The sequence below is a fragment of the Pseudotabrizicola algicola genome, from assembly GCF_010915705.1.
GTDB classification, from domain to species: domain Bacteria; phylum Pseudomonadota; class Alphaproteobacteria; order Rhodobacterales; family Rhodobacteraceae; genus Pseudotabrizicola; species Pseudotabrizicola algicola.
Window position 1 is genome coordinate 593,379 of record NZ_JAAIKE010000003.1, and the last position, 22,282, is coordinate 615,660.

The following is a 22,282-nucleotide window of genomic DNA, read 5'->3' on the forward strand; positions in this document are numbered from 1 at the left end:
GGGCCACCTTGCGCAAACTGGACAATCCACGGGCGCTGTGACAGGGAGAAGCGGTTGCAGGAGATGCCCGATGACCCGCCCCACCATTACCCGCTTTGCCCCGTCGCCGACCGGCTATATCCATGTCGGCAATCTGCGCACCGCGCTGATGAACTACATGATCGCCCGCAAGTCCGGCGGCCAGTTCATCTTGCGGCTGGATGACACCGATCAGGAACGGTCCAAGCAGGAATATGCCGATGCCATCATGGCCGATCTGGAATGGCTGGGCCTGCACTGGGACCGGGTGGAAAAGCAGTCGCTGCGGATGGACCGCTACCGCGAGGCCGCCGAAGACCTCAAGGCCAAGGGCCGGTTCTACGAGGTGTTCGAGTCGCCGGTCGAACTCGACCTCAAGCGCAAGAAACAGCTGAACATGGGCAAGCCGCCGGTCTATGACCGCGCGGGGCTGACCCTCTCCGACGAGGAAAAGGCGAGGCTGCGGGCCGAGGGGCGCGACGGCTACTGGCGCTTTTTGCTCAACCAGAACCGCATCGAATGGACCGATGGCATCCTCGGCCCGGTGTCGATCGATGCGGCCTCGGTGTCCGATCCGGTGCTGATCCGCGCCGACGGGCAGGTGCTCTATACCTTCGCCTCCTCGGTCGATGACATCGACATGGGCGTCAGCTTCATCGTGCGCGGGGCCGACCATGTGACCAACACCGCGACGCAGATCCAGATCATGGAAGCGATGGGCGGCACCCCGCCCAGCTTTGCCCACCATTCGCTGCTGACGGGTGCGAAGGGCGAGGAACTGTCCAAGCGCCTCGGCACCCTGTCCTTGCGCGATCTGCGCGCGCGCGGCGTGGAGCCGCTGGCGCTGCTGAGCCTGATGGCGCGGCTGGGGGCGTCGAAGCCGGTGGAACTGGTCGGTTCGATGGACGAGCTGATCGAGGGCTTCGATGTCGGCAGCTTCGGCTCGGCCCCGACCAAATTCGACGCCGAAGACCTGTTCCCGCTGACCCGCCATTATGTGCAGGGCCTGCCCTTTGCCGCGGTGCAGGACCGCATCGCCGCGCTGGGCGTGCCGGCGGAAAAGGCCGAAGGCTTCTGGTCGGTCGCGCGCGGCAACATCACCGTGCTCGCCGATCTGGAAGGCTGGTGGACGCTGTTCCGCGACGGCGCGACGCCGCTGGTGGCCGACGAGGACCGCGATTTCGTGGCACAGGCGCTGGACCTGCTGCCGCCGCAGCCCTGGACCCGCGAGACCTGGGGCCAGTGGACGGCGGCGGTGAAAGAGGCGACGGGCCGCAAGGGCAAGGGCCTGTTCATGCCGCTGCGCAAGGCGCTGACCGGGCAAGAGCATGGGCCGGAAATGGCCGATGTGCTGCCCCTGCTGGAAAAGCGCCCCAGCCTGTGATCGGCTGATGCCGGGGGGGCGATGGTCCGCCGGTCCGCCCGCTGAACCCGCCGGGGGGCTGTCTGCCCCCCGGACCCCCCGAGGATATTTGTGAACAGATGAAAGCGGCGGGTGTCGGAAGCATGAGCAGCGCGACAGAAGCACCGGCAGAGGCGGTGCGTGGACCGGCCCCGCGCTTTGTGACCGGCAGCCTGATGCGCCATGTCGTGGTGATGTCGCTGACATCCTCGGTCGGGCTGATGGCGATCTTCAGTGTCGATCTGATCAACATTCTCTACATTTCATGGCTGCAGGACCCCGTGGCCACGGCGGCGGTGGGCTATGCCGGGGCGGTCCTGTTCTTCACCACCAGTTTCGGGATCGGTCTGTCGATCGCGGTCTCGGCCGTGGTGGCGCGGGCGCTGGGGCAGCGCGAGGCGGCGCTGGCGCGGCGGCGGGCGACCAACGGGCTGCTGCTGGCGCTGGCGCTGGGGATCGTGTTCACCGCCGCGGTCTGGGCGGTGCTGGGGCCGATCGTCGATCTGCTGGGCGCGCGGGGGGCCACGGCAGAGGCGACGGTGCATTACCTGAGCCTGTCGATGCTGGGCCAGCCCCTGCTGATGCTGGGCATCACCGGCGCGGGCGTGCTGCGCAGCCACGGCGATGCGCGGCGGTCGATGATGGTGACGGTCTGGGGGGCGGTGGCGCTGGCGATTGCCGATCCGATCCTGATCTTCGGGCTTGGCTGGGGGCTGAGCGGGGCAGCCTGGGCGGCCAACCTGTCGCGCCTTGTGGTGGCGGCGATGGCGATCTGGCCCCTGTGGCGGCATTGCGGCGGCTTTGCCCGTGTGACCGGGGCCGAACTTGCCATTGACGGGCGCGCGATGGCGGGCATCGCGGGGCCTGCGGTGCTGACGCAGGTGGCAACTCCGGTCGGGCAGGCCTTCGTCACGCGGCTGATCGCGCCCTATGGCGAGGCGGCGGTGGCGGGCATGGCGATCACCGGGCGGCTGACGCCGGTGGCGCTGGGGGTGATCTTTGCACTGGCCGGGGCCATCGGCCCCATCGTCGGGCAGAACGCCGGGGCGGGGCGACTGGACCGGGTGCGCCGCGCGATCTGGGATGCGGTGATCTTCACCGCCGTGGTGATCAGCCTTGTGACGCTGGTGCTGTTCGTCTTGCGCGGGCCGATTGCCGATCTGTTCCATGCCGAAGGGCTGACCCGCGATCTGGTGTTCCTGTTCTGCGGGCCGCTGTGCCTGCTCTTCTTCTTCAACGGGCTGCTGTTCATTTCCAACGCGGCCTGCAACAACCTTGGCCGGCCCTTCCTGTCGACCCTGCTCAACTGGGGGCGGCATACGCTTGGCACGGTGCCTTTCGCGCTGTGGTTTTCCGGCATCTGGGGGGCCGAGGGCGTGCTGATCGGGCAGGGCGTCGGCGGGGTGATCTTCGGGATCGTGTCGCTGTGGCTGGTCTTCCGCGTGGTGGACCGGCAGGCGGCGGCGCCCCTGCCGGCCCGCAGGGGATAAGCCTCGGCACCCGCCGCGCCGGTCCGGTCAGGGCGCGGGGAACAGATGCGCGCGGGTCGGGTCGAAATCGAGGGCGACCGGCGCGCCGAGCGGCAGCACCGCATCATAGGAGAGGGCGGCGATCAGCGGGCTTGCGTCTTTGAGCGTGACCTCCACCACCGTCTCGGCCCCCAGCCGCTCGGTGAGCGCGACCTGACCGTGCAACCGGCCCGGCCCCTCTGACACCCCGAGGTATTGCGGGCGCAGCCCCAGAAGCGCCGTATCGCCGACCGCAAAGTGCCTGCCGCCGGTCGGCACCTCCACCCTGTCCAGCGCGGTGTTGGCCACGAGTGCCGTGGGGCCATTCACCCCCTGCACCGTCACCTTCAGGAAGTTCATCGACGGCGCACCGAGAAAGCCCGCGACGAAGAGGTTGGCCGGATTGTGATAGAGGTCCATCGGCGAGCCGATCTGCATCACCTGCCCGTCCTTGAGCACCACGATCTTGTCGGCGAGCGTCATGGCCTCGACCTGATCATGGGTGACATAGATCATCGTGGCGCCTAGCTGCTGGTGCAGCTTGCCGATCTCCATCCGCATGTCCATGCGCAGCGCGGCATCAAGGTTCGACAGCGGCTCGTCGAACAGGAACACCTTGGGCTTGCGCACGATGGCGCGGCCGATGGCGACGCGCTGGCGCTGCCCGCCGGAAAGCTGGCTCGGGCGGCGGTCCAGCAGATGCTCCATCTGCAGGATGCGCGCGGCCTCGGCCACCTTGGCCTCCTTTTCGGCCTTGGACGCGCCCGCGATGGTCAGCCCGAAGGCCACATTCTCGCGCACCGTCATATGCGGGAAGATGGCGTAGGACTGGAAGACCATCGCCACGCCCCGCTCGGCGGGGGGCAGGTCGTTGACCTCGCGCCCGCCGATGGACAGGCTGCCCGCGGTGATATCCTCCAGCCCCGCGATCATGCGCAGCAGGGTGGATTTTCCGCAGCCCGACGGGCCGACGAAGACGCAGAATTCGCCATCCTCGATCTCGATGTCGACACCCTTGATGACATGCGCGGTGCCGTAGCTTTTCCTGACATCCTTGAGCGATATCCGCGCCATGACCTACTCCGCCGCCTGCGCCATCGGTGCCACCTGCAGCAGCCCGTCTGCCCCCACCGTCACCGGCTCGGGGTCCATCACATAGCCGCCGAACACCTCCTTGCCGCCATCGGAAAAGCCGAGGATCACAAGACCCTGCGGCCCGTCGACGATGCGGGCCGCATAGCGGCGGCAGGGTTCCGCGCCATCAAGGAAGCCGCCCGGCGCAATGCGCCACGGCCCGCGCGGATGGTCGGCGATCAGGTAATGCGAGCCGGTCACGGGCGGCTCGGGGTTGTCGCGGCGGTATTGCTCGGACCAGTGGAAGGACGAGGTGCAGAACAGGCAATACCAGTGCCTGCCCGCCTGAAACACCTGCGGCACCTCGAGCTGGCCGAAGCCGCCGTGGAACACGGGCGGTTGCAGCGTCCATGTCATCAGGTCGGGCGAGGTGGCAAAGCCGACCGCGCCACCGGCATTCGGTTCCTGCACCCCCGGCACGCGGGCGGTGAAGTACATCAGCCAGCCCGCGCCACCCGGGTCGCGCATGACCCAAGGGTCGCGCATCGCGCGGTCATGCCAGTGGCCGATGGCATGGTCCTTTTCATAGCAGTCCGCATTCGGCCCGGTCAGGTCCAGCGCAAGGCCATTGCCCACCCGCGTCCAGTTGTGCAGGTCGGTCGATGTCGCATGGCCGATGCGCTGATAGAGCGAGGCTTCGGATTTTTGGGTGCCGGTGTAGAACAGGTGCCACAGCCCCGCATCATCCTGCACGACCGAGCCTGTCCATGTGGTGCTGTCATCCCATGCCGCGCCGTTCCGCTGCGGCTCGAAGGTGGTGCCAAGGTCGGTCCAGTTCACCAGATCTTTCGACACCGCATGCCGCTGCGTTGCGTTCAGGTGGCGCGCGTCAGGGTCGACCAGCGATTTCGGCGCTTGCAGGAAATAGCCGTGCCATGTGTCGCCGTCCTTGGCATACCAGCTGTCCCAGAACCAGAGTTCGGAATGTTTGAAGGGCATGTCTGTCTCCTCTAGCCCTTGACACCGGTCGAGGCGATCGACGCGATGAAGGCTCTTTGCAGGTAAAGGTAAAAGGCAAGCACGGGCACGGTGATCAGGCTCAGGTAGGCCATCACTTCGCCCCATGCGACGTTGAGCTGGAAGAAGTATTGCAGGCCCACCATGACAGGGCGGTAGCCTTCTTCCTGCGTGACCATGAGCGGCCAGAGATATTGGTTATACATCACAAGGAACTTCAGGATCGCCGCCGTCGCAAGGATCGGGCCGGAGAGCGGCATCACGATCTTGCGGTAGATCTGGCCCCAGCTTGCGCCTTCCACCCGCGCCGCCTCGATCAACTCGCCGGGCAGGTCCTTGAAATACTGCACGAACAGGAACACCGTCAGCCCGTCCGCGATGAAGGGGATGATCTGCACGCGGTAGCTGTTCAGCCAGCCCCATGTCAGCCCGTCGACCCCCAGCCACGGCAGATGCGCGACCATCAGCAGCATCGGGATGGCGATGGTCTCGAAGGGCAGGATCAGCGTGGCCAGCAGGATGGCCAGCAGCGTCTCGCGCCCCTTCCACTTCACGAACACAAAGGCGAAGCCGGCGGCGGAACAGACCAGCAGCGAAAACAGCACCGTGACCCCTGTCACCAGCACCGAGTTGAACACGAAGGTCGCCACCGGTGCGCGCTGGAAGGCGGCGAAGTAATTGTTCAGCGAGATATCCCCGACCGGCAGGAAGGCGCGCAGGTTGGCGCTGTCCTGCAGCAGTTGCTGGCTCGGCTTCAGGCTGGACATCACCATGAACACCAGCGGAAAGACAAAGATCAGCGCGATCAGGATCAGCACGGCATAGCGCACGGCCAGCCGCAGCCCGCGATTGTCGGATGAAATGACGGCCATCAGGGTTTCTCCCGTGTAAGCCAGCGTTGGGTGAGTGAAATCGACAGCACGATCACGAAGAGGATCACCGAAATCGCCGAGCCGCCGGAAATGTCCTGCTTGCCATAGCCGCGTTCGATGGCCTGAAAGACGATGGTCTGGGTGCTGTCCAGGGGGCCGCCATTCGTCATCACGTCGATCTGCGCGAACAGCCCGAAAGCCTGCATGGTGATGACGATCAGGACCAGAACGGCGGTGTTGCGCAGCCCCGGCCATGTGACATAGCGAAAGACCTGCCATTTGGACGCGCCCTCGATGGCAGCGGCCTCGTAAAGCGTGGGGCTGATGGTCTGCAGGCCCGACAGCCAGATCACCATGTGAAAGCCCACCGCCTGCCAGATCGACATCGCCATGATCGCGCCCAGCGCAGTCGAGGGGTTGCCCAGCCAGTTGACGGGGGGGATCATGCCAAAGCTGATCGCATCCAGAAGGTTGTTCAAAAGCCCCGACTGCCCGTCATAGATCAGCCGCCACAGCAGCGAGACGACCACGATCGAAACCACGACCGGCATGAAATAGATGGCGCGAAAGATGTTGATGCCGCGCAGGCGCTGGTTGATGAGCAGCGCAAGGCACAGCGCCAGTCCGGCCTGCACGGGGGCGACCACGATCACGAAGATGAAAGTGTTCACGATGGCCTTCATGAACACCACGTCCCGCGCCAGAACCACCGTCCTGCTCTCGCCGCCGGTCGAGAAACTGAACCATTCGCGCATCCCCGCAAGGTCGGGGCGGTCGGGGTTGTTGCGGGTCAGACTGCGCACCGCTGGATATTGCGGCCCGCCATCGGCCATCACCACTTGCCCCGCCTCGTCCCGCAACGGCTCCAGCCGCAGCGTCGCCAGATCCAGAAGTTGCCGGTAATTGCTCAGCCCGACGAACTCGGTCGGGTTGGGCGAGACAAGCCGCTGGTTTGAAAATGACAATCCGATGGCCAGAAAGAACGGCAGGATCACGAAACCCGCGATCAGCAGGATTGCGGGGCCTGCCATCAGCCAGCCCGTCCGATTGGAGACAGTGAACTTCGATGCCATGAAAGCCTCGCCTTGGGCGCTGTTCGGGAAGGCACGGGCGGGTCAGGACCCGCCCGCCCGGGTTCCGGGAGGAACCACCGGCCCCCGCAGGGGCCGAAGCCGTCGTCAGTGGCCGTAGCCGCCGTTCTTTTCGATATCGGCGGTGATCTCGTCCGCCGCGGCGTCAAGCGTGTCGGCCACATCGGCCCCGTTGGCGATATCGGCCAGCGCCTTTTCAAAGACCTTCGCCTGCACCACATAGCCCGGCGTCACAGGCCGCACGAGCGCCTGCTGCGCCGACAACTCGAAGAAGCCCGCCATCGCACCGCCCGGCTTGTAATGCTCGGTCATCGCCGCGGCGGTCGGGGTCGGCGGGATCAGGCCGATCCCGTTCGAGAAGTCGGCCAGATACTGATCCTGCAACGCGAATTCGATAAAGGCCGCTGCGCCTTCGGGGTGCTGGGACCGCGCCGAAACCCCGAACTGCCACGAGGCGGCACCGATCTTGGGGCCATTGCCGAAATCGGGCGCAGGCAGGAACACGGTGTCGGGGAACTGTTGCAGCGTGTTCAGCGCCGCCCAGTTGCCGTTCCACGAAAACGCGTATTTGCCAGCCGCAAAGCCGCCATCACGATCGGCCGGGTCTTGCGTCGCGGGTGCGTAGCCATTGGTGAATAGACCCTGCCACCATTCCCCGAACGCCATCGCGGCATCGCCGTTCAGCGCGCCTTCGGCGGTCTTGTAGGTGGAGCGGTCCACGATATCGCCGCCGAAGGATTGCAGGAAGGGCGAGAAGGCATAGGGATACCATTCCCCCGTCCAGGCCATGCCCGGATCGAAGGCATATTCGAACTTGCCCGAGGCCTTGGCCGCATCGAGCGCCGCCATGAACTCATCCTTCGTCCACGGCTGCTCCAGCGTGGGGGTGCGCAGGCCCAGCTCGTCCAGATAAGACTGGCGCGTCACCAGCGCGACCGCCGCATCCCACAGCCCGATGGAGTAAAGCTGACCGTTCCACACGCCCTTGGTGCCGGGCAGGAAATCGGCAATCTTCGATTCGTCGATGGTCAGGGGCTGCATGTAACCCGCCCAGGCCCAGTTCGGCATCACAGGGCCGTCGACGTCCAGAATGTCGGGCAGGTTGCCCGCCAGCGCGCCCGCCACGACCGAGTCGTTGTAGGCTGCCTGCGGAAAGCTCTGCAATTCGACCTTCCATTCGCTCTGGCTTGCGTTGAAATCGGCGATGATCTGGTTGATGATCTTGCTTTCGACCTCATTCCCCGCGCCGTGATACCACATCGTCAGGGTGGTCTGCGCCTGTGCGGCCGAAGCCCAGGCCAGTATGGCGGCAGAGGCCGCGAACGTGAATACCTTCATTCCTTTTCCTCCCTCAGGTTTCTGAAAGTAAAGACATTTTCCGGCTGCACCTCGTTGACCGACCCGCGCCAGTGCACAGGCCCCGCCACAAGCACAGGGTTCGGCTCGCTGCGTCCCTTGCCGGAAATCAGGTCCAGCAGTCGCTGCCCCGCCCGCGCGCCGAGCGCGTTATAGGGCAGGTCCACCGTCGTCAGCGGCGGGTAGAGCGTCTCGGCAATGGCACGGTAATTGTCGAACCCCGCCACCCCCAATTCGTCCGGCACCTTGCGGCCCATCGAACGCAGGATGCCGTAGACCGCCATCGCCATCTGGTCATTGCCGCAGCACAGCACCGTGGGCGGCGCGGCAAGGCGCAACATGCGGTCGATCGTATCCCACAAGAGTTCCGGCCCGATGCCGGGCTGGTCGAAATCGACATGGTCCAGCAGATCGGGGTCAAACGGCAGCCCCGCCTCGGCCAGCGCATCCCGATAGCCCAAGGGGCGCAACTGGCCTGCGGGCATGTCGGGGCGCAGGGACAGGAAGGCAATCCGCCGATGCCCCGCCGCGATCAGGCGGCGCACCAGATCGGCCTGAAGGCGACGATCATCGGGCAGCACCGCCGCCGTTCCGTGCGCATCGAAACAGTTGGCCAGAACGAGGGGCGTGTCGTCGGGCAGGGCGGGAAGGTTCACCTCCTGATGGTATTCGGCCACATAGATCAACCCCTCGACGCGGTGCGACAGGAAGGTATCGATCAGATGCGGCACGCGGTCCTTGCGCCCCGTGGTGTCGGCGATCATCACCGTCATGCCCGAAGGCTCCAGCGCCCGCTGGATGCCCTGCACGATGAACAGATCGGGCAGGCCCTGCTGGGTGCTGGGCTGGTTCTTGGTCGAGATCGCTCCGGTGATCAGCCCGATGATTCCCGATTTCTGCGCCCGCATCATCCGCGCGGCGTTGGACCGCACATATCCCAGTTCGCGCATCGCCTTCTCGACGGCTTCCTTGGTCTTGTCCCCGACAGGGCCGTCGCCGTTCAGTACCCGGCTGACGGTTTTCGGCGAAACCCCCGCACGCCGCGCGACATCATAGATCGTCGACATCTTTCCCCCTCCAGGCCCGCCATCCCTGCCGATTCCGGCTATGACATCGGTGTCATGACATCGGTGTCATAAGTCGCGCCACCTGTCAATCCTTCTGTCGCGGGGCAGGGCGTCTGCGGGTTTTGCGGGCAGATATCGTCGCTTTTGCATGGCGATGGGTCGCTTTCGCTTTTCCCCCTTGCCAGCGGATACGGGGGCGGGCTAGACCCGTCTTGTCAGGTTCGGGAGAATCCGGATCGGCGCTCGCGCCGCACCGGTGCCGAAGGAGCAACCGCCCCGGTAAACTCTCAGGCACAAGGGACCGTTCTTGACACCGGAACTCTGGAGAGTGGCCACCCCCGTTCGGGTGCGGCCCGCCGAAGGGATAACGATCTCAGGCGCCCCGCTGCCGCAAGGCAGGGGCAAGGACAGAGGGGGCATCGCAGGGCAGGGATCAGTCTGTCCGAACGGTGCCGGAATCTGCTGTCCGGCGGAAGATGAGGGGGCGGAATGACCGACCAGAACACTGTTGGCCTGAAGAAACTGGCCCTGCACGATCTGCATGTCGCGCTCGGCGGCAAGATGGTGCCATTCGCGGGCTATGAAATGCCGGTGCAATATCCGGCGGGCGTGATGGCCGAACATCAGCACACCCGCCGCGCCGCCGGCCTGTTCGATGTCTCGCACATGGGGCAGGTGATCCTGCGGCCCAAGGGCGACATGGCGGCACTGGTGGCAGCCTTTGAATCGCTGATGCCGGTCGACGTGGCAGGGCTGGCCGAAGGGCGGCAGCGCTATGGCCTGTTCACCAACGAAACCGGCGGCATTCTCGATGACCTGATGTTCGCCAATCGCGGCGACCATCTCTTCGTGGTGGTCAACGCCGCCTGCAAAGAGGCGGATGTCGCCCATATGCAAAAGCACCTGTCGGCGGTGGCCGAGGTGCGGCACATCACCGACCGCGCGCTGCTGGCGCTGCAAGGGCCGGGGGCCGAAGAGGCGCTGGCCGCATGGGTGCCGGGCGTGGCCGAAATGCGCTTCATGGATGTGCGGGTGTTCGACACCCTGTTCGGGCCGATGTGGGTCAGCCGCTCGGGCTATACCGGCGAGGACGGGTTCGAAATCTCGGTCCCCGAGGCGGGGGCCGCCGATTTTGCCCGCACGCTTCTGGGCAGCCCCGGCGTCATGCCCATCGGGCTTGGCGCGCGCGATTCCCTGCGGCTCGAGGCGGGGCTGTGCCTTTACGGCCATGACATCGACACCGGAACCACCCCGGTCGAGGCCGGTCTGACATGGGCGATCCAGAAATCGCGCCGTGCGGGCGGGGTGCGCGCGGGCGGCTTTCCGGGGGCCGAGCGGATACTGCACGAACTGGCCGAGGGGCCGGAACGGCTGCGCGTGGGCCTCTTGCCGCAAACCCGCGCCCCCATGCGCGAAGGCACGCCCCTCTTTGCCCCCGATGGCACCCCGCTCGGAGAGGTCACCTCGGGCGGCTTCGGCCCCTCGGTGCAGGCCCCCGTCGCGATGGGCTATGTCGCGGCCAGCCACGCCGCCCCCGGCACCGCGCTTGAAGGCGAGGTGCGCGGCAAACGCCTGCCCGTCACCGTCACGCCCCTACCTTTCCAACCCACCACCTACAAACGCTGAGGCAAAGCGATGAAATACACCAAGGAACACGAATGGTTGCGCGTCGAGGGCGATCTGGTCGTCGTCGGCATCACCGAACATGCGGCCACGCAACTCGGCGATGTGGTGTTTGTGGAACTGCCCGAGACCGAAACGATGGTGGCCGAGGGCGACGAGGTCTGCGTGATCGAAAGCGTCAAGGCCGCATCGGATATTCTGGCCCCGCTGGATGGCGAGATTGTCGAGGTGAACACCAAGCTGGTCGACAAGCCCGCGCTTGTGAACGAGGACCCGATGGGCGATGCGTGGTTCTTCAAGATGAAGATCGACGATCTGGCCGCGCTGGACGACTACATGGACGAAGACGAATACGCCGACTTCATCGGCTGATCCGCTTCCCGATTTGAGGACAGACGGTGGGCGCTATCCCGCGCCCGCCCGCACGCTGATATTCGCAGGCATGCCATGACCTATACCCCTGTCGCCTATAATCCCTACGATTTTGCCAATCGCCGCCACATCGGCCCCTCGCCCGCCGAGATGGAGGCGATGCTCAAGGCCGTGGGCGTGCCGTCGCTCGACGCGCTGATCGACGAAACCGTGCCGAAGTCGATCCGCCAGAACACGCCCCTGTCATGGGCGCCCTTGGCCGAGCATGAACTGCTGGCCAAGATGCGCGAGGTCGGCAGCAAGAACAAGGTGATGACCAGCCTCATCGGGCAGGGGTATTACGGCACCGTCACCCCGCCCGCGATCCAGCGCAACATTCTCGAAAACCCCGCGTGGTATACCGCCTACACCCCCTATCAGCCCGAAATCGCCCAAGGCCGGCTCGAGGCGCTGCTGAACTACCAGACGATGGTCGCCGACCTGACCGGCCTTCCCGTCGCCAATGCCTCCCTGCTGGACGAGGCGACGGCTGCGGCGGAAGCCATGACGATGGCCGAGCGCAGCGCCAAATCCAAGGCCAGAGCCTTCTTCGTCGACCGCTTCTGCCATCCGCAGACAATCGCCGTCATCCGCACCCGCGCCGAGCCTCTGGGGATCGAGATCATCGAGGACAAGATCGAAAACCTTGACGCCACCAAGGTCTTCGGCGCGATCTTCCAGTATCCGGGCAGCTATGGCCATGTGCGCGACTTCACCGACCAGATCGCCGCACTGCACGACGCCAAGGCCCTTGCCATCGTGGCAACAGACCTTCTGGCCCTGTGCATGCTCAAGGAACCCGGTGCGATGGGGGCCGATATCGCCATCGGCTCGGCGCAGCGCTTTGGCGTTCCGATGGGCTACGGTGGCCCCCATGCCGCCTTCATGTCCTGCCGCGATGACCTGAAGCGCGCAATGCCGGGGCGCATCGTGGGCGTGTCCATCGATTCCCGCGGCAACAAGGCCTATCGCCTGTCGCTGCAAACGCGCGAGCAGCACATCCGCCGCGAGAAAGCCACCTCCAACGTCTGCACCGCGCAGGCGCTGCTGGCGGTGATGGCGTCGATGTATGCGGTGTTCCACGGCCCACAGGGCCTGCGCGCCATTGCCGAGCGGGTGCATTTCGGGACCAACCGCCTTGCCCGCGCGCTGAAAGCCGCCGGGGCCAAGGTCTCTCCCGCGGCCTTCTTCGATACCATCACGGTCGAGGTGGGCGTGGGGCAGGCCGGCATCCTCGCCGCCGCGCGGCAGGAAGGGCTGAACTTCCGCAAGATCGGCAACGACCGCGTGGGCATCTCTCTGGATGAAACCACGGATGAACAGGTGCTGACCCGCATCCTGCGTGCCTTCGGCATCGAAGGCGTGCCGCCCCACCGCGCACAACTGGGCTTCCCCGAAACGATGGTGCGCACCTCCGACTACCTCACGCACCCCGTTTTCCACATGAACCGGGCGGAATCGGAAATGATGCGCTATATGCGTCGCCTGTCCGACCGCGATCTGGCACTCGACCGCGCCATGATCCCGCTCGGCTCCTGCACGATGAAGCTGAACGCGGCGGCCGAGATGATGCCGATCACATGGCCCGAATTCGGCAGCCTGCACCCCTTTGCCCCCGCTGATCAGGCGCTGGGGTATAAGGAGGCCATCGACGATCTGGCCGCGAAACTCTGCGAGATCACCGGCTATGACGCGATGTCGATGCAGCCCAACTCGGGCGCGCAGGGCGAATATGCGGGGCTTCTGACCATTCAGGCCTATCACAAGGCGCGGGGCGACACCCAGCGCACCATCTGCCTGATCCCCACATCGGCGCATGGCACCAACCCCGCCAGCGCCCAGATGGTCGGCATGCAGGTGGTGGTGGTCAAAACCGCACCGAATGGCGACATCGACGTGGAAGATTTCCGCGCCAAGGCCGCCGCGGCGGGCGACCGTCTGGCCGCCTGCATGATCACCTATCCCAGCACGCATGGCGTGTTTGAGGAAACCGTGCGCGAGGTCTGCCAGATCACCCATGACCACGGCGGGCAGGTCTATATCGACGGCGCCAACATGAACGCGCTGGTCGGGCTGGTGAAACCGGGCAAGATCGGCGGCGATGTCAGCCACCTCAACCTGCACAAGACCTTTGCCATCCCGCATGGCGGCGGCGGCCCGGGCATGGGGCCGATCGGGGTGGGCGCGCATCTGGCGCCCTATCTGCCCGGCGATCCGCGCGAAACCGAAGGCGGGGCGGTCAGTGCGGCCCCTTACGGCTCTGCCTCCATCCTGCTGATCTCATGGGCCTATTGCCTGATGATGGGCGGCGAGGGGCTGACGCAGGCCACCCGCGTCGCCATCCTGAATGCCAATTACATCGCGGCGCGGCTGGCGGGCAGCTACCCGATCCTGTTCATGGGCAACAAGGGCCGCGTCGCGCATGAATGCATCCTCGATACCCGCCCCTTCGCCGAAGCGGGGGTGACGGTGGATGACATCGCCAAGCGTCTGATCGACAACGGCTTCCATGCGCCGACCATGTCCTGGCCGGTGTCCGGCACGCTGATGGTGGAACCCACGGAAAGCGAAACCAAGGCCGAGATCGACCGCTTCATCACCGCGCTTCTGGCGATCCGCGAGGAAATCCGCGCGGTCGAGGCGGGCGAAATCAGCGCCGAAGACAGCCCCCTGCGCCACGCGCCCCACACGGTCAACGACCTTGTCGCCGAGTGGGACCGCAAATACTCGCGCGAGGCAGGCTGCTTCCCCCCCGGTGCCTTCCGGGTCGACAAATACTGGCCACCCGTGGGCCGCGTCGACAACGTCTATGGCGACCGCAACCTGATCTGCACCTGCCCGCCGGTGGAAAGCTACGCCGAAGCGGCGGAATGATCGGGGGCCAAGGGCACGCCCGTAAATAATCACAACCTTGCCCCGCGCCGCGAATTGACAGGCGCGGGGCAAGGTCCTAGCCAAACGGCATGACGCAGCCCCCCGCCACCTTCCGCTCTGGTCTGATCTCGGCCTTGCCGATTGCGATGGGCTATCTGCCGATTGCCTTTTCCTTCGGCATCGCCGCCACCCGCGCGGGCCTGACCGAGGCCGAGGCTGTGATGCTGTCTGTGGTGATCTTCGCAGGGGCGGCGCAGTTTCTGGCGCTGGCGCTGATCACCTCGGGCGCGCCGCTGATCCTGTCGGCCTTCACGCTCGTCGCGATGAACCTGCGCCATCTGCTCTACGGCCCTGCGCTGCTCAAGGCGGCGGGGCAGGCGGCCAGCACCCGCCGCGCCTGGGCCTGGGCCTTTGCCCTGACCGACGAGGTTTTCGGCGCATCCCTGGGGGCCATCGCGCGCGGCAGGCGGTTTTCCGAACCCTTCATGCTGGGCCTTGGTTTCGGGGCCTATGGGTCATGGGTGCTGGGCACCGCACTGGGGGCCTTGGCGGGGGGCGGCGCGCTTCAGGACTGGCCCGCGCTGGATGCGGGGCTCGGCTTCATGCTGCCCGCGCTGTTCCTGTCGCTTCTCCTGTCCATCCTCACCCGCGCGCAACTGCCCCCGATCGCGGTGGCCGCCGCGGTCTGTGTCGCGGCGTCGCTCTGGTGGTCCTCGACCGCAGGCATCCTTCTGGGGATGCTGGCAGGGGCGCTGACGGGGCTGGTCGGCCGGGTGCGCGCATGAGCCTCGATCTGCTCCTGATGGCACTCGTGGTCGGGGCCTTTACCTATGGCTTCCGCTTCGGCCCCACCAAGCTCTCGCTGCACGACCTGCCGCCGCAGTCGCTGCGTGCGCGCTTTCTCGCTGCCACCGGCCCCGCTGCGATTGCGACCCTGTTTGTCGCCTCTGTCCTGCCGGTGCTGCGGTCCGGCGGGCAGAACGCCTTGCCGCTGATCGCGGGCACCCTTGCGGTGCTGGCGGTGTTCTTCTGGCGGCGCTCGGTGGTGGCGGCGACGCTGTCGGGGGCGGCGGCCTATGGCTTCGCTTTCTGGCTGACCCTGCCGGCTTGACCTTGCGCCCGCCCGCCCGAGGGCGCAGCATGGGGCCCAGAAAAAGGGGGAAGCCATGCTGGAAATCAGCCCGTCCAAAGTCGTCCAGATCATCTTCCAGCACCGCGAAGGCCCGATTGCCGCGGCCGAGTTGCACGCGTTCATCGACGGCCTGAATGTCGATGAAAAGGCGCATCTGACCGCCCTTGCATGGGTCGGGCGCGGCGCGTTCGAGCCCGAGGATTTCGCCGAAGCCCTCGTCACCGCCCATACCCAGGCCACCACCCCCACCGCCGATTACCTGATCGGCATGCCGCATCTGGCCGAGAACCTCGAGGCCGGGCTGGAGGCGATGGGGATCGACGTGACCGGCGAGGAAGAAGACCTGCTCTAGCCCCTTGCAGATCCGCCCCTGCGTCCAAATATATTCACCGCATTGAATATGAGGCCCCCGATGACCACCACCACCCAAGCCAGCCTGAAGCTGACCTGCACCACCTGCGGCCAGATCAACCGCATCCCCGCCACCCGCGCAGGCGACCGCCCCAAATGCGGCAGTTGCGGCGAGGTTCTGGTGTCGGACAAGGTGGCCGAGCTGGATGCCGCCGCGCATGACAAGGCCACCCGCACCGACGACCTGCCGCTTCTGGTCGACTACTGGGCGCCGTGGTGCGGCCCCTGCCGGATGATGGCCCCCGAATTCGCCAAGGCCGCCAAGGCCCTGACGCCGCAGGCCCGCCTTGCCAAGATCAACACCGAAGACCACCCCGCCGTCTCGCAGCGCGCGGGCATCCGGGGCATCCCCGCGCTGATCCTCTATCACCGGGGGCGCGAGATTGCGCGGCTGGCAGGGGCAAGACCGGCGGCAGAGATCGTGGCCTTCGTCCAAAGCCATGCGAAGGGCAGGGCAGGCTGACCCCGCGCGCTAATCCATCCCCTGCCAGCCCGCGGCGTCGTCTGCCTGCCGGTAGCGCGTCACACTGCCCTGCGCAAAGGCCAAGGCCTCGCCCTGTGTGCGCCAGCGCGTCACCGTGACAAGCCCCTGATCGAAGTCGACCACGTTCAGGTCATTGTCCTCGCCCCTCAGGCGTGACGACAGCGTGGTGCCCGCCTGCACGCAAAGCATCGACCGCGCCCCCTTGCGCAGCGCGAAGGGTGCGGCGGCCCACAGGTGCAGGTGCCCGCTCAGCACCACATCCGCCCCCGCCCGCGCCAAGGCTTCGGCCCCCGCTCCGGCCCCGCGCATCGGGGTCTTGCCGGTGGCGGCGGGCGTCGTCAGCGGATGGTGCAGCGCAACCACCCGCAACTGCCCCGCCCGCGCCCCGCGAAACACCTGCGCCACCTGCGCCAGCGCGCGGGGCCGCAGCACCCCGCGCTGCCATGCGAAAGGGTCGGCGGTGTTCACCCCCGCCACCAGCATGTCGCCCGCCTCCACCACCGGCTCCAGTGCAGGCCCCACCGCCGCGCGAAAGCCGCGCCACGGCCACAGCAGCCGCGCCAGCGGGTTATACAGAGGCACATCATGGTTGCCCGGCACGCACAGCACCGCCCCCGGCAACGCCGCGACCAGATCGGCCGCCGCCGCCCATTCGCGCGGCCGCGCCCTTTGCGTCAGATCGCCCGAGATCACCACCACATCGGGCCGCAACCGCTGCGCCAGCGCGATCAGCGGCGCCACCAGCCCCGCGCGCTCGGTGCCGAAATGCAGGTCCGACAGGTGCAGCAGCCGTGTCATGCTATCCCGCCTCTGGCACGATGACGGTCAGCGCATCGGGCAGATAGCGAAAGCAGAATGGAGAGGCCATCTTCTCGCGCTCGCCGTCGCGGGCAATCGTGCGGCGGCGCGCCCGCGTCTCGATCTCCACGCGGCTCGCGCCCAGCAGCGCGAAATCGCGGTAGGGCCGCGCCATCCGCGCCGCCATCCGCAAGGCAAATCCCAGTAGTTGCCAGCGCCGCAACGGCGGGGCAATATACACCGCCAGCTTGCCCGAGCGGATCAGATCCACCCCCTCCTGCATCCCGTATTCTTCCAGTTGATAGGCATTCTGGGCGATGAACACCATCGGCGAATGGCGCACCTCTTCGACCCCGTCCACCACCAGAGTCATCCGGCTGGGGCGGTTATAGGTCGCCAGCACCCGCAGCCCCGACCAATAGGCCGTCAGGCGCGAGCGCCCCCATTTGGCATAGGCCGCCTCGCGCCGCTCCAGCAAGGCCGGATAAAGCCCCAGACTGGCATTGTTGAGAAACAGCTTGCCATTCACCTCGCCCGCCGCAACCTGCCGCTCGCGCCCTGTCAAAAGCTGCGCCATCGCCGCCTCGGGGTCGGTGTCCAGCCCCAGACTGCGGGCGAAAAAGTTGAAGGTGCCCAAGGGTAAAATCCCGATCGCGATCCCCGATCCGGCCAGTTCCGTGGCGACCGCGCAGAGCGTTCCATCGCCCCCCGCCGCAATCACCGTGGCAAAGCCTTCGGCCCGCGCCTTCTGCGCCTCGGCAGCGATCAGGGCCCCATGCCGGATCAGCCGCACCTCATGGCGCAGGCCCGCATCGCGCAAGGGCGCGGTCAGGTCCCTGATCTGCCGCGCCGCCTTTCGTCCTGCGCCGTCATTGGCCAGCACACAAATGGGTTCACGCATGGGACCAACACTCCTGTCGGCACCATGCCGCCCGGTCAAACGGGCTGGCGCGCGCTTGGTTCCCGTCCGCGCGACGTCTGATGCACGATATCATGCACGAACCGCAGTTTGGCCTGCACGTCAGGCGGCAGCGAGAACGGATAGAGGTCTTGCTGCCCCATCGAGCGGTTCAGGCTGTTCAACGCGAGCGTCAGCGGCACCCAGGTGTCGATCAGGGTGGCGGCATCGCGGCTTTGATAGGGGTCAATGTGCACCTGCGCCGTCAGATCGGCTCCGGCGTCCACCCGCAAGCCAAGCGCCGCCGCCGTTTCCAGCGTATCGACCATATGCAGGTAATGCGCCCAAGTCTCGGCCCAGTCTTCCCAAGGGTGCATGGTGGCATAGGCCGAGACAAAGCGGTTTTCCCAGCCATCCGGCGCCCCCGTCTCGTAATGCCGCTGCAAGGCTGCGGCGTAATCGGCCCGCTCGTCACCGAACAGCGCGCGGCAGGCCTCCAGCGCGGCGGGGTCGTCGCGCACCAGAATATCCCAGTAATAATGGCCGACCTCGTGGCGGAAATGGCCGAGCAGGGTGCGATAGGCCTCGCCCATCTGGCTGCGCCGCTCCTCGCGTGCGGCATCATCCGCCTCGATCAGGGCAATGGTGATCACCCCGTCCGCATGGCCGGTCATCACTGGCTCGGCGCTGCCCGGATCATCGGCCAGAAAGGCGAAAGACAAAGGCTGCGGGTGGCCGCTCTCGGGCAGGGGGCGCGGCAGGTTCAGGCGCAGCAGCGAATAGACCAGCCGCCGCTTGGCCGCCTCGATCTTGATCCACAGCGCCACATGCTCGGGCGTCGACAGATCGGGAACCGTCCGGTTGTGCTGGCAGGCCAGACAATAGCCCGCTTCGCCCGCCGCATCCCCCTCGGGGCAGGGCAGCATCCAGTTGCAGGCGCTGCGCTCCCAGTTGCGGCAAAACCGCAAGGGGCCGGGGTCCGCATCTTGCGTCTGCGCTCCGGCATCCGGCAGGGCGCGCCACACCGGTCCATCGGGGGCCACGGCCAGCATCCTGTCCGCTTCGGGCAGATATCCCAGCGTGCTGCCACAGTTCAGGCAGACCGTGTTTTCAAAATACAGGGTTTGGCCGCAACATTGGCACCGAAACAGCTTCATGGCAGCAAAGTCCTTGGGATGCGAGGATCAGACCACGCCTGCCCCCGCCGCTCAAGCATCCGGTCGGCAAGTGTCAGGTGCGCGGGGCGGCACCCGCCAGACAACCCGCCGCCCTTGCCGCGGTTCCGAACAATCTGCCTGCAAAAGCAACTTTGGCTTGATCCGTGTCAACTCGCAAAGCCGCGCGGGCGGCTAGGCTCTGGTTGAACCACATGACAGGAGCGAGCGATGTCCCGGCTGATGGCAGTTCTCTTTTCGATCATCTCCACCTCGCTGATGGGGGTCGGCGTCATCGTGGCCCTGACCACGGGCCATGATACCGTGCAACCCATCGTGATCGGCGCGGCGACCGGTTTTGTCGCCGCCATCCCGGTCAGCTGGCTCGTGGCGCGGCAACTCGCCTGACGGCACCGGTTGCCCGACAGGGTCAGGCGCTCAGGAACACCCGCACGGTTTCTTCGAACTCGCGCGGCTTTTCCGCGTGCAGCCAATGCCCGGTGCCGGGAATCTTCGCAAAGCGCGTCGCCGGAAACAGCGCGCGGATCGTCTCGCGGTGCTCGGGCCGGACATAATGGCTGTCTGCGCCGGTCAGGAACAGCGCCGGCCCGTCAAACACGCCCTGGGTGCCGGGCCAGCCGACAATCTTGGGCATCTCGGCCTCCAGCACATCGAGGTTCAGCCGCCAGCGCGGCCCGCCCTCGGCCTTCAGGTCCAGCGATTGCAGGAAGAATGCCCGCAGGCTCGGCTCGTCCACCGTCTGGGCCAGACGCCGGTCCGCCTCGCCCCGCGCGGTCAAGCCCGTCAGGTCCAGCCCGCGCATGGCACGGGCGTGCTGCGACTGGTCGTGGCCATAGGCCACCGGCGCGATATCGGCCACCACCAGCCGCCGGACCAGCGCGCCCTGCGTCAGGGCAAGCTGCATCGCCGCCTTGCCGCCCATCGAATGGCCCAGCAGATCCACCCGCCCGCCAAGCTGCGCAATCACCTCGGCCAGATCCGCCGCCATCTCGGGATAGCCATGCACCGCCGCGCGCGGGCTCTCGCCGTGGTTGCGCATGTCCACCGCCACCACATCGCGCACATCGGCCAGCCGCCGCGCGATCACGCCCCAGTTCCGCGCGCTGCCGTAAAGCCCATGCGCGATGACCAGCGGCAGGGCATCGGTGGGCGTGGCGGCGGGGTGGCGGATCGTGGCAAGCATGCCACCTCTTTACCGCCAGTTACCGCGCCGTGCCAGACCTGTTGAGCATTGCCCCGCGCCAGCCTAGAGTCGGAAAAAAAGGTGCAGGGGCATGAGCGCAGTCACAATCCAGCAGATGGCCGACCGGATCGCCGGGCTGATGGAAGAACGCCTCCGCATCCGGGGGCAGGGCCTGTCGGAAAAACTGCGCCGGGGCGGGCGGCTCCTGCCGCGCTCGGTGCGCGCCCATGCGCGCGAACTGGCCGATTTCGCCGAAAAGGCAAAAAATCCCAAACTTCTGGTGCAGATAGATCAGGCGCGGGTCGCCGCCTGCTATGACGTCTGCCTGCGCTATCTCTCGGCGCGGCGGGCCGGCTCTGTCCTTGCCAACGCCCTGCTGCGGGTCGCAGCCACTGTCGGGCTTGGCCTTGTCGTTCTGGGGGGGCTTGTCGTCTTGGTGCAGAAACTGCAGGGCCGCATCTGACCCCTGCACCGTGATGCCGCCTTGCAGGCGGCGCTCATCGGTCCCTGACGGTCCCTTTTCGCACGAAACCCGGCGAAGAGGGACCGTCAGGGACCGATGAGCGCTCCGGTCTCAAAAGAGGCCGATCACAGCTCCGGATAGATCGGGAACCGCTTGCACAGCGCCTCGACCTCGGCGCGCACCTTGGCCTCTACGGCTGCATTGCCATCCTCGCCATTGGCGGCCAGACCATCCACCACTTCGGTGATCCAGCGCCCGATCTGGCGGAACTCTTCTTCGGCAAAGCCGCGCGTCGTGCCCGCCGGTGTGCCAAGACGCACGCCGCTGGTGATCGTCGGCTTTTCCGTGTCGAACGGAATCCCGTTCTTGTTGCAGGTGATATGCGCGCGTCCCAGCGCCTTCTCGGTCGCATTCCCCTTCACACCCTTGGGCCGCAGGTCCACCAGCATCAGGTGGCTGTCGGTGCCGCCGGTCACGATGTCGAGGCCCCCCTGCATCAGCTGGTCGGCCAGTGCCTGCGCGTTCTTGATGACCTGTGCCTGATAGGTCTTGAACTCGGGGCGCAGCGCCTCGCCAAAGGCCACCGCCTTCGCCGCGATCACATGCATCAGCGGCCCGCCCTGGATTCCCGGGAAAATCGCCGAGTTGATCTTCTTCGACAGCGCTTCGTCATTGGTCAGGATCATGCCGCCGCGCGGCCCGCGCAGCGTCTTGTGCGTGGTGGTCGTCGCCACATGCGCATGCGGGAAGGGCGAGGGATACAGCCCTGCCGCGACCAGACCGGCGAAATGCGCCATGTCGACCAGCAGATAGGCCCCGACGCTGTCGGCAATCTCGCGCATCCGGGCAAAGTCGATGACGCGCGGAATGGCCGAGCCGCCCGCGATGATCATCTTGGGCTTATGCTCGGCGGCCAGTTCGGCAACCTGATCGTAATCCAGCAGCAGGTCCTGCTTGCGCACGCCGTATTGCACGGCCTTGAACCACTTGCCCGACTGGTTGGGCGCGGCGCCATGAGTCAGGTGGCCGCCGGCATCCAGCGACATGCCCAGAATGGTGTCGCCCGGTTGCAGCAGCGCCTGGAACACACCCTGGTTGGCCTGGCTGCCCGAATTGGGCTGCACATTGGCAAACTCGCAACCAAACAGCTTGCAGGCCCGCTCGATGGCCAGGTTTTCCGCCACGTCCACAAACTGGCAGCCGCCGTAATAGCGCTTGCCCGGATAGCCTTCGGCATATTTGTTCGTCATCACCGAACCCTGCGCCTCCATCACGGCGCGGCTGACGATGTTTTCCGAAGCGATCAGCTCGATCTCATGCCGCTGGCGGCCCAGTTCCTCGGTGATCGAGCCGAACAGCTCTGGATCGCGCGAGGCAAGGGTTTCAGTGAAAAAGCCGTTGTCACGGTGCGGGGCGTTCATGGGC

22 protein-coding genes and 1 riboswitch are annotated in these 22,282 nt (G+C 66.3%); of the genes, 11 read left to right on the plus strand and 11 right to left on the minus strand.

All coding sequences use genetic code 11. The features are described 5' to 3' along the window. Positions 1–70 precede the first annotated feature (70 nt). Together gltX and G3572_RS12545 are read left to right on the plus strand one after the other, a co-directional pair. Positions 71–1,402: a glutamate--tRNA ligase gene (gene gltX, locus G3572_RS12540; protein ID WP_164612284.1), complete on the plus strand. Its 1,332-nt coding sequence runs from the start codon at positions 71–73 to the stop codon at positions 1,400–1,402. Between the two features lie 122 nt (positions 1,403–1,524). Then, a complete protein-coding gene (locus G3572_RS12545) occupies positions 1,525–2,910 on the plus strand; it encodes an MATE family efflux transporter (protein ID WP_164612286.1) in 1,386 nt (461 codons plus the stop codon). Between the two features lie 27 nt (positions 2,911–2,937). On the opposite strand, the gene G3572_RS12550 is transcribed toward G3572_RS12545, so the two are convergent. From G3572_RS12550 to G3572_RS12575, 6 genes are all read right to left on the minus strand, one after another. Beyond that, positions 2,938–4,002, minus strand: coding sequence for an ABC transporter ATP-binding protein (locus tag G3572_RS12550; RefSeq protein ID WP_164612288.1), 1,065 nt, complete (start codon positions 4,000–4,002; stop codon positions 2,938–2,940). A gap of 3 nt (positions 4,003–4,005) precedes the next feature. Further along, the gene (locus G3572_RS12555; RefSeq protein ID WP_164612291.1) at positions 4,006–5,001 is read right to left on the minus strand and encodes a glycoside hydrolase family protein; all 996 of its coding nucleotides are present in this window, start codon (positions 4,999–5,001) and stop codon (positions 4,006–4,008) included. 11 nt (positions 5,002–5,012) lie between these two features. Then, positions 5,013–5,891: a carbohydrate ABC transporter permease gene (locus G3572_RS12560; RefSeq protein WP_164612293.1), complete on the minus strand. Its 879-nt coding sequence runs from the start codon at positions 5,889–5,891 to the stop codon at positions 5,013–5,015. Next, the gene (locus G3572_RS12565) at positions 5,891–6,964 is read right to left on the minus strand and encodes a carbohydrate ABC transporter permease (RefSeq protein ID WP_164612295.1); all 1,074 of its coding nucleotides are present in this window, start codon (positions 6,962–6,964) and stop codon (positions 5,891–5,893) included. Before G3572_RS12565 ends, G3572_RS12560 begins: the two co-directional genes overlap by 1 nt. Before the next feature lie 105 nt (positions 6,965–7,069). Then, positions 7,070–8,320 (minus strand): extracellular solute-binding protein, encoded by a 1,251-nt coding sequence (locus G3572_RS12570; RefSeq protein ID WP_164612297.1) that lies wholly within the window; start codon positions 8,318–8,320, stop codon positions 7,070–7,072. Further along, positions 8,317–9,405 (minus strand): LacI family DNA-binding transcriptional regulator, encoded by a 1,089-nt coding sequence (locus G3572_RS12575; RefSeq protein WP_164612299.1) that lies wholly within the window; start codon positions 9,403–9,405, stop codon positions 8,317–8,319. Before G3572_RS12575 ends, G3572_RS12570 begins: the two co-directional genes overlap by 4 nt. Before the next feature lie 212 nt (positions 9,406–9,617). After that, a riboswitch (glycine riboswitch) is annotated at positions 9,618–9,719 on the plus strand. Between the two features lie 175 nt (positions 9,720–9,894). On the opposite strand from G3572_RS12575, the gene gcvT reads away from it, so the two are divergent. The 7 genes from gcvT (at position 9,895) to trxC (ending at position 16,319) form a co-directional block, all read left to right on the plus strand. After that, positions 9,895–11,031: a glycine cleavage system aminomethyltransferase GcvT gene (gene gcvT, locus G3572_RS12580; RefSeq protein WP_164612301.1), complete on the plus strand. Its 1,137-nt coding sequence runs from the start codon at positions 9,895–9,897 to the stop codon at positions 11,029–11,031. A 9-nt stretch (positions 11,032–11,040) separates the two neighbouring features. Beyond that, positions 11,041–11,400 (plus strand): glycine cleavage system protein GcvH, encoded by a 360-nt coding sequence (gene gcvH / locus G3572_RS12585; RefSeq protein WP_164612303.1) that lies wholly within the window; start codon positions 11,041–11,043, stop codon positions 11,398–11,400. A gap of 75 nt (positions 11,401–11,475) precedes the next feature. Continuing rightward, on the plus strand, positions 11,476–14,313 hold the full coding sequence (gene gcvP, locus G3572_RS12590) for an aminomethyl-transferring glycine dehydrogenase (RefSeq protein WP_164612305.1): 2,838 nt from the start codon (positions 11,476–11,478) through the stop codon (positions 14,311–14,313). Between the two features lie 89 nt (positions 14,314–14,402). Continuing rightward, positions 14,403–15,098, plus strand: coding sequence for an AzlC family ABC transporter permease (locus G3572_RS12595; RefSeq protein ID WP_164612307.1), 696 nt, complete (start codon positions 14,403–14,405; stop codon positions 15,096–15,098). Then, positions 15,095–15,424, plus strand: coding sequence for an AzlD domain-containing protein (locus G3572_RS12600; RefSeq protein ID WP_164612309.1), 330 nt, complete (start codon positions 15,095–15,097; stop codon positions 15,422–15,424). The genes G3572_RS12595 and G3572_RS12600 overlap by 4 nt, the downstream gene beginning before the upstream one ends. 55 nt (positions 15,425–15,479) lie before the next feature. Further along, the gene (locus G3572_RS12605) at positions 15,480–15,797 is read left to right on the plus strand and encodes a DUF3775 domain-containing protein (protein ID WP_164612311.1); all 318 of its coding nucleotides are present in this window, start codon (positions 15,480–15,482) and stop codon (positions 15,795–15,797) included. Positions 15,798–15,857: 60 nt separating this feature from the next. Further along, entirely contained in the window at positions 15,858–16,319 is a 462-nt protein-coding gene (trxC, locus tag G3572_RS12610) for a thioredoxin TrxC (protein ID WP_164612313.1), read from the plus strand. Positions 16,320–16,328: 9 nt separating this feature from the next. Here the strand turns inward: trxC and G3572_RS12615 are convergent, their stop codons facing one another. The 3 genes from G3572_RS12615 to G3572_RS12625 are packed head-to-tail and all read right to left on the minus strand — an operon-like array spanning position 16,329 to position 19,193. After that, entirely contained in the window at positions 16,329–17,138 is an 810-nt protein-coding gene (locus G3572_RS12615) for a metallophosphoesterase family protein (protein WP_164612329.1), read from the minus strand. A gap of 1 nt (position 17,139) precedes the next feature. After that, positions 17,140–18,039 (minus strand): diacylglycerol/lipid kinase family protein, encoded by a 900-nt coding sequence (locus G3572_RS12620; RefSeq protein WP_164612331.1) that lies wholly within the window; start codon positions 18,037–18,039, stop codon positions 17,140–17,142. A 35-nt stretch (positions 18,040–18,074) separates the two neighbouring features. Then, positions 18,075–19,193, minus strand: a complete 1,119-nt coding sequence (locus G3572_RS12625) for a zinc-binding metallopeptidase family protein (protein WP_164612333.1) — start codon at positions 19,191–19,193, stop codon at positions 18,075–18,077. Between the two features lie 228 nt (positions 19,194–19,421). On the opposite strand from G3572_RS12625, the gene G3572_RS12630 reads away from it, so the two are divergent. After that, positions 19,422–19,598, plus strand: coding sequence for a CTP synthetase (locus G3572_RS12630; protein ID WP_164612335.1), 177 nt, complete (start codon positions 19,422–19,424; stop codon positions 19,596–19,598). Between the two features lie 22 nt (positions 19,599–19,620). Here the strand turns inward: G3572_RS12630 and G3572_RS12635 are convergent, their stop codons facing one another. Beyond that, positions 19,621–20,394: an alpha/beta fold hydrolase gene (locus G3572_RS12635; RefSeq protein WP_164612337.1), complete on the minus strand. Its 774-nt coding sequence runs from the start codon at positions 20,392–20,394 to the stop codon at positions 19,621–19,623. A gap of 91 nt (positions 20,395–20,485) precedes the next feature. Here G3572_RS12635 and G3572_RS12640 point away from each other — a divergent pair, with 91 nt between their 5' ends. Then, a complete protein-coding gene (locus tag G3572_RS12640; protein WP_164612339.1) occupies positions 20,486–20,857 on the plus strand; it encodes a hypothetical protein in 372 nt (123 codons plus the stop codon). Positions 20,858–20,982: 125 nt separating this feature from the next. Here the strand turns inward: G3572_RS12640 and glyA are convergent, their stop codons facing one another. Next, positions 20,983–22,278, minus strand: a complete 1,296-nt coding sequence (glyA, locus tag G3572_RS12645) for a serine hydroxymethyltransferase (RefSeq protein ID WP_164612341.1) — start codon at positions 22,276–22,278, stop codon at positions 20,983–20,985. Positions 22,279–22,282: the final 4 nt, after the last annotated feature.